At 58.9% G+C, this 6920-nt stretch carries 7 protein-coding genes; 2 read left to right on the top strand and 5 right to left on the bottom strand.

Annotation, left to right across the window (positions count from 1 at the left end):
* Positions 1 to 61: 61 nt before the first annotated feature.
* The 5 genes from kdsA to hemA form a co-directional block, all read right to left on the bottom strand.
* Complete coding sequence (gene kdsA / locus RTP97_RS15630; protein ID WP_312415288.1) at positions 62 to 916, bottom strand: 3-deoxy-8-phosphooctulonate synthase; 855 nt, start codon at positions 914 to 916, stop codon at positions 62 to 64.
* Positions 917 to 954: 38 nt separating this feature from the next.
* A complete protein-coding gene (sirB1, locus tag RTP97_RS15625; protein ID WP_312415286.1) occupies positions 955 to 1764 on the bottom strand; it encodes an invasion regulator SirB1 in 810 nt (269 codons plus the stop codon).
* A gap of 65 nt (positions 1765 to 1829) precedes the next feature.
* On the bottom strand, positions 1830 to 2672 hold the full coding sequence (gene prmC, locus RTP97_RS15620; protein ID WP_312415285.1) for a peptide chain release factor N(5)-glutamine methyltransferase: 843 nt from the start codon (positions 2670 to 2672) through the stop codon (positions 1830 to 1832).
* The gene (prfA, locus tag RTP97_RS15615) at positions 2672 to 3754 is read right to left on the bottom strand and encodes a peptide chain release factor 1 (RefSeq protein WP_312415284.1); all 1083 of its coding nucleotides are present in this window, start codon (positions 3752 to 3754) and stop codon (positions 2672 to 2674) included. Before prfA ends, prmC begins: the two co-directional genes overlap by 1 nt.
* Positions 3755 to 3790: 36 nt before the next feature.
* On the bottom strand, positions 3791 to 5047 hold the full coding sequence (hemA, locus tag RTP97_RS15610) for a glutamyl-tRNA reductase (protein ID WP_312415282.1): 1257 nt from the start codon (positions 5045 to 5047) through the stop codon (positions 3791 to 3793).
* Positions 5048 to 5248: 201 nt separating this feature from the next.
* Between hemA and lolB the strand changes: the two genes are divergently transcribed.
* Both lolB and ispE read left to right on the top strand, forming a co-directional pair.
* Positions 5249 to 5872 carry a lipoprotein insertase outer membrane protein LolB gene (gene lolB, locus RTP97_RS15605; RefSeq protein WP_312226964.1) on the top strand — a complete coding sequence of 208 codons (624 nt, stop codon included), beginning with the start codon at positions 5249 to 5251 and terminating at the stop codon, positions 5870 to 5872.
* A 2-nt stretch (positions 5873 to 5874) separates the two neighbouring features.
* Positions 5875 to 6735, top strand: coding sequence for a 4-(cytidine 5'-diphospho)-2-C-methyl-D-erythritol kinase (gene ispE, locus RTP97_RS15600; RefSeq protein WP_312415340.1), 861 nt, complete (start codon positions 5875 to 5877; stop codon positions 6733 to 6735).
* Positions 6736 to 6920 lie beyond the last annotated feature (185 nt).

Here is a 6920-nt window from a genome sequence, read left to right as displayed (position 1 = left end):
GGCGGCGCAAGCTTGCCGGGCCTACACAGCTATAAAAAAACCCGCCGAGGCGGGTTTTTTATTAGTTCTCGGTGTCCAGCTCGTCGAAGCTCTTCACCAGATCGTCAATGGCTTTGATCTGCTTCAGGAACGGCTCCAGCTTCGCCAGCGGCAGCGCCGATGGGCCGTCGCATTTGGCGTGGGCCGGATCCGGGTGCGCCTCGATAAACAGGCCTGCCAGCCCGGTCGCCATACCGGCACGCGCCAGTTCGGTCACTTGACCACGACGGCCGCTGGAAGCCTCGCCAAACGGGTCGCGGCACTGCAGGGCGTGGGTTACGTCGAAGATCACCGGCGAGTTGCCGGAGACCTTCTTCATCACGCTGAAGCCCAGCATATCGACAACCAGATTGTCGTAACCAAAGTTGGCACCACGGTCGCAGAGGATCACCTTCTCGTTGCCGCCTTCGCGGAACTTGTCGACGATGTTGCCCATCTGGCCCGGACTAACAAACTGCGGCTTCTTCACGTTGATCACCGCACCGGTTTTCGCCATCGCTTCCACCAGATCGGTCTGGCGAGCAAGGAACGCCGGAAGCTGGATCACATCCACGACCTCAGAAACCGGCTGCGCCTGGTGAGACTCATGCACGTCGGTGATCACTTTTACGCCGAAGGTCTGCTTCAGCTCCTGGAAAATTTTCATCCCCTCTTCCAGGCCTGGGCCACGGTAGGAGTGAATAGAGGAGCGGTTGGCTTTATCAAAAGAGGCCTTGAACACGTACGGAATGCCCAGCTTCTGGGTCACGGTAACGTAGTGCTCGCAAATACGCATCGCGAGGTCGCGTGACTCCAGCACGTTCATGCCGCCAAACAGCACGAACGGCAGATCGTTTGCCACGTTAATATCGCCAATGCTAACCACTTTTTGTTTCATAGAATCGCCTTATCAGGTTTGAATCGGAACTCATCGGATTAATGCAGCGTAATCTGTCGATGCGAAATCGTGTTGATCTGCGCGCGGATCATTTCGCTAATCGGATCTTCCGGACACTGCTCCACAAAATAGCTTAAATCATGCAGCGCGACGTGATCGCAATCGAGCTGGGCGTAAATCAGCCCGCGATCGCGGATCTCATAGGGATCTTCCGGGTTAAACTGTAACAGCGCTTCGCTGGCCCGCAACGCCAGCTCCATCTGCTGCTCTTCCATCAGCGCCGACTTGAGCGTATCGAGCAGCTTGCGGATCACCTCGGCGTTGTCCGCCTCGTCGAGATCCTCGTTAAACAGTTCGGCCATCGGGCTGATATTGCCCTTCAGCCACACCTCAAGGGTGTGCTCGTTCAGCGTGTCGCCGTTAAAGGGATTAATCAGCCACATCTCGCCGTCCAGCCACTCGGCGCGCAAAATCAGCTGCGTCGGGAAAATCACCGGGCTCAGCGGAATATCCAGCTGCTCGGCTACCCACAGAAGGATCGCCCCGAGGGAGACGGCGCTGCCCTGGCGGTTTTTCAGCACGCTATCAAGCCACAGCGCATCCGACAGGCGATAGACACCCTGCGAATCCTGAAAACCCCAGTCGCCATAAAAGAGTGCAAGCAGCTTCTCGAGCTGCCCTTCCTGCGGCTGCGCCTGGCTTATCTCTTCGCGCGCCAGCGCAACCAGCTTCTCCAGTTCATCACAGACATACTGCGACGGAAAGTCGTCGCGGATAAGTTGTGAAACGAGGATCATCCCGTCGCATAACGGTGCTTTATTAAATTCGAAATCGGCTAACGACCTCATTACTTACCCCAGTCACGGTATTCGACGTTGATGATAACGCCAAACGGCGCTTCAGTCAGCCTTGCTTATGGATGCGAACAGCATAACCTGCCCGCGGTCAGTCGCTCGTTGCCGCCGTAATCCCGCGTGGTTTCAACATCCTGGTAGTGATTTTTAGCAAAAAGTGCCCGCACCTGTTCGCCCTGCTGCCAGCCATGCTCCAGCAGCAGCCAGCCGTCGGGCAGCAGAAACGCACGCGCCTGGTCGATAATCCACGCCAGATCCGCTAGCCCCTGCTCCGCTGCCACCAGCGCGCTGCGCGGCTCAAAGCGCACGTCGCCCTCAGCAAGATGCGGATCCTGCTCATCGATATAGGGCGGGTTGCTGACGATAGTGGCGAAGCGCTGGCTCTCGAGCGCACTGAACCAGTTGCTCTGTAGCAGCGTGACGTTAGCGATGCCTAAGTGCTCGGCGTTACGCCGGGCAAGATCTACCGCGTCAGGCATCACATCCACGGCGGTGATATGACAGTCGGGACGCTCGCTGGCCAGCGCCAGCGCAATCGCGCCGGTGCCGGTGCCTAAATCGAGGATAGCACAGGGGGATGCAGGTAGGCGGGCCAGCGCCTGCTCAACCAGACACTCGGTGTCCGGACGGGGGATCAGCGTCGCCGGAGAGACAAACAGCGGCAGCGACCAAAACTCGCGAATGCCCACCAGGTGAGCCACCGGCTCGCCGCGCTGGCGACGGGCCAGCAGCGCCTCAAGCTGCGCCTGCTCGGCAGGTAGCAGCTCGGTCTCACCAAAAGCGAGAATAAAGGTACGCGCCCTGCCAGTGACGAAACCCAGCAGGATCTCTGCATCGCGGCGGGGACTCTCGCTTGCCGCAAGCTGGCTTACCGCCTGGCGTAGCCAGTGCTGATAATCCATTAGTCCTGCTCGGCCAGCGCCGCCAACTGATCGGCCTGGTACTCCTGCACGATAGGCTCAATCAGCATATCGAGCTTGCCTTCCATCACCTCGTCCAGACGGTAGAGCGTCAGGTTGATACGGTGATCGGTGACGCGCCCCTGCGGGAAGTTATAGGTCCGGTTACGGTCGCTGCGATCGCCGCTGCCCAGCAGGTTACGGCGGGTTGACGCTTCCGCCTGCTGACGCTTATCGATCTCCGCCGCACGGATACGCGAGCCGAGCACCGCCAGCGCCTTGGCTTTGTTTTTATGCTGGGAGCGCTCGTCCTGGCACTCCACCACGATGCCGGTAGGCAGGTGGGTAATACGGATCGCCGAATCGGTGGTGTTAACGTGCTGGCCGCCCGCACCGGAGGAGCGGAAGGTGTCAATACGCAGGTCCGCCGGGTTGATGTCCGGCAGCTCGGCTTCCGGCAGCTCCGGCATCAGCGCCACGGTACAGGCGGAGGTGTGAATACGCCCCTGCGACTCGGTGGCCGGAACGCGCTGCACGCGATGGCCGCCGGATTCAAACTTCAGCCGTCCGTATACGCCCTCGCCGCTCACCTTGGCGATGACCTCTTTAAAGCCGCCATGCTCGCCTTCGTTGGCGCTCATGATCTCCACGCGCCAGCGGCGGGATTCGGCGTAGCGGGTGTACATACGGAACAGATCGCCGGCAAAGAGCGCGGCTTCGTCACCGCCGGTTCCGGCGCGGACCTCAAGGAAGGCGTTGCGTTCATCATCGGGATCTTTCGGCAGGAGCAGAACCTGCAGGTGCGCCTCAAGCTCCTCGCCCTTCTCTTTCAGCTCGCGCAGCTCTTCCTGCGCCATCTCACGCATCTCAGGATCGTCGAGCATCATCTGCGCGGTTTCGATATCTTCCTGAATCTGTCGCCAGTCAGTAAAGCAGCGTGAAACATCGCTTAATTGCGCATATTCACGCGACAGCGCGCGAAAGCGGTCCTGGTCTGCGATGGTTCCCGCGTCGCCGAGCAGCGCCTGAACTTCTTCATGGCGTTCGTGCAGGGCTTCCAGTTTGGCAACAATAGAAGGCTTCATAGGCGTAAATGCACCCTGTAATAAGAGGTTGTTGTGCTACTCCAGCCCGAGGCTGTTGCGCAGAATATGCAGGCGTTCGTCGTCCCCGTCACGGGCGGCCTGCTGAAGTGATTTGGTTGGCGTGTGGATCAGGCGATTGGTCAGCTTGCGGGCCAGATCCTGCATAATGGCCTGGGCGTCGCCGCCCTGCTCAAGCGCGGCAAGGGCTTTCGCGGTGAGTTCATCGCGCACCTGCTCTGCCTGGCCGCGGAATTCTCGGATCGTTTCGCTGGCGCTCTGGGCGCGCAGCCAGGCCATAAACTCGCTGCTCTCTTGAGCAACGATGGTCTCCGCCTCCACGGCGGCAGCTTTTCGCTGCGCCAGATTGTGCGAAATAATGCTCTGCAAGTCATCAACGCTGTAGAGATAGGCGTTCGCCAGCTTGCCGACCTCTGGCTCGACGTCGCGAGGCACGGCAATATCCACCAGCAGCATCGGCTGGTTACGGCGAGATTTCAGCGCACGCTCAACCATCCCTTTACCGATGATCGGCAGCGGACTGGCGGTAGAGCTGATGATGATATCGGCGTCCTGCAGGCGCGCATCGATGTCGCTCAGGGAGATCACCTCGGCACCGACCTCATCGGCCAGCAGCTCGGCGCGCTCGCGGGTACGGTTGGCGATGATCATCTTCTGCACCTTGTGCTCGCGCAGATGACGGGCTACCAGCTCAATGGTCTCCCCTGCACCGACCAGCAGCACCGTAACGCTTGAGAGCGACTCGAAGATTTGACGCGCCAGCGTACAGGCGGCAAAGGCCACCGACACGGCGCTGGCCCCGATATCCGTTTCGGTACGGACTCGTTTAGCCCCCGAGAAGGATTTCTGGAACATACGCTCCAGCGCGCTGGCGTTGAGATGGCCGCGGCTGGAGTCAGCGAAGGCTTTTTTCACCTGGCCTAAAATCTGCGGCTCGCCCAGCACCAGCGAATCGAGGCCGCTGGCAACGCGCATCAGGTGGCTGACGGCGTCGTTGTCCTGGTGCCAGTAGAGGCTGTTGCGCAGCTCGTCTTCGTTCAGGTGGTGGTAGTCACAGAGCCAGCGAATCAGCGCTTCCTGCAGATTGTCCTGCTCTTCGACGCTCAGGTAGAGCTCTGTGCGGTTACAGGTCGACAGTACCACCCCACCCTGCACCATGGGCTGCGCCAGCAGGCTCTCCAGAGCCTGGTCGAGCGTGTCCGGCGTGAACGTAACGCGTTCTCGCAGCGAGACAGGTGCTGTTTTATGGTTGATGCCGAGCGCTAAAAGAGTCATGTCAGCGGGAGTAGTACCAGCGTTGATAAGGTTAGTCTGAGCGCATCATACAGGATGAGCCGGGTCAATAAAAGAGACAGCCCCCTTTTGGAGTAATTGGTAATTTCATGATTTAAGACAACTTGAACGTAGACGGTATTCCTGCTCAGCGCTAGCATTAAAGATTATAACCGTAACGCACCACAAGGATTTGTCATCACTATGACTTTACCGGACCGTCGACTGATTCGCCTGTTACCTCTCGCAAGCCTGGTTCTCACCGCCTGTTCTATCCATGCACCGAAGGGGCCGGGCAAAAGTCCGGACTCGCCGCAGTGGCGTCAGCATCAGCAGGAGGTGCGTAACCTGAGCCAGTACCAGACGCGTGGCGCCTTTGCTTACCTCTCCGACAGCCAGAAAGTGTATGCCCGCTTCTTCTGGCAGCAGACCGGCCAGGATAACTACCGTCTGCTGCTGACCAATCCCCTCGGCAGCACCGAGCTGGAGCTGAACGCTAAACCGGGCAGCGTAGAGCTGGTCGATAACAAGGGCCAGCACTACACCGCGACCGACGCCGAAGAGATGATAGGTAAGCTGACCGGGATGCCGATCCCGCTGAACAGTCTGCGCCAGTGGATCCTTGGCCTGCCTGGCGACGCCACCGACTACAAGCTTGACAGTCAGTATCGCCTGAGCGAGCTTAACTATACCCAGAACGGGAAGACCTGGAAGGTGACCTACGGCGGCTATGATGCAAAATCAACCCCGGCGATGCCGTCCAACATGGAGTTAAATCAGGACGGCCAGCGGATCAAACTGAAGATGGATAACTGGATTGTAAAATAATGATGACCCAGTGGCCTTCGCCAGCAAAACTTAATCTTTTTTTATATATCACCGGCCAGCGTAGCGATGGTTACCATGACCTGCAGACGCTATTTCAGTTTCTCGACTACGGCGACACCCTCAGCATTGAACCGCGCAGCGACGGCAAGATTCGTCTGCTGACGCCGGTAGAGGGCGTGGCGGAGAGCGATAATCTGATCGTCCGCGCCGCACGGCTGCTTCAGCAGGCGGCGACCGAGCGCGACTCCCTGCCAGCGGGCAGCGGCGCAGATATTCGCATCGAGAAACGCCTGCCGATGGGCGGTGGGCTGGGCGGAGGCTCCTCTAACGCAGCGACGGTGCTGGTCGCGCTTAACCATCTCTGGGGCTGCGGACTGTCGGTGGATGCGCTGGCGGCGCTGGGGTTGACGCTTGGCGCGGACGTGCCGGTGTTTGTGCACGGTCACGCGGCCTTTGCCGAGGGCGTTGGCGAGGAGCTGACGCCTGTCGATCCGCCGGAAAAGTGGTATCTGGTGGCCCACCCTGGCGTACATATTGCGACGCCCGCCATCTTTAACGATCCTGATTTGCCTCGCAATACGCCAAAACGGCCGATTAATACGTTACTGAACTGTGAATTCGGCAATGATTGCGAGGTTATCGCAAGAAAACGTTTTCGCGAGGTTGATGCCGCGCTTTCCTGGCTGTTAGAATACGCGCCGTCGCGCCTGACTGGCACAGGAGCCTGCGTCTTTGCTGAATTTGACTCAGAGTCCTCCGCTCGTCAGGTGCTAGAGCAAGCCCCGGAATGGCTGCAGGGTTTTGTCGCGCGAGGCCTAAACGTCTCACCGCTTATGCAAGCGCTTAACACTGACAAGCTTTAATACTTTTTAATGAGTATTCTGGGTTAGCTGAGTTTCGGTGACAACGTCACCTCTGTTCCAGACGTTGCATCGCGCTCTTTAAATACATCGCCTGGATAGCGTAGCCTGGCCCGCACAGTTTACGGCGCCGCTATCCACCACTGGACGCATGCCTGAGGTTCTTCTCGTGCCTGATATGAAGCTTT

The sequence above is a fragment of the Pseudescherichia sp. genome, assembly GCF_031998825.1.
Taxonomy (GTDB): domain Bacteria; phylum Pseudomonadota; class Gammaproteobacteria; order Enterobacterales; family Enterobacteriaceae; genus Pseudescherichia.
The sequence above is the reverse complement of the archived record's forward strand: the minus strand, read 5'-3'. Positions and strand labels throughout refer to the sequence as shown.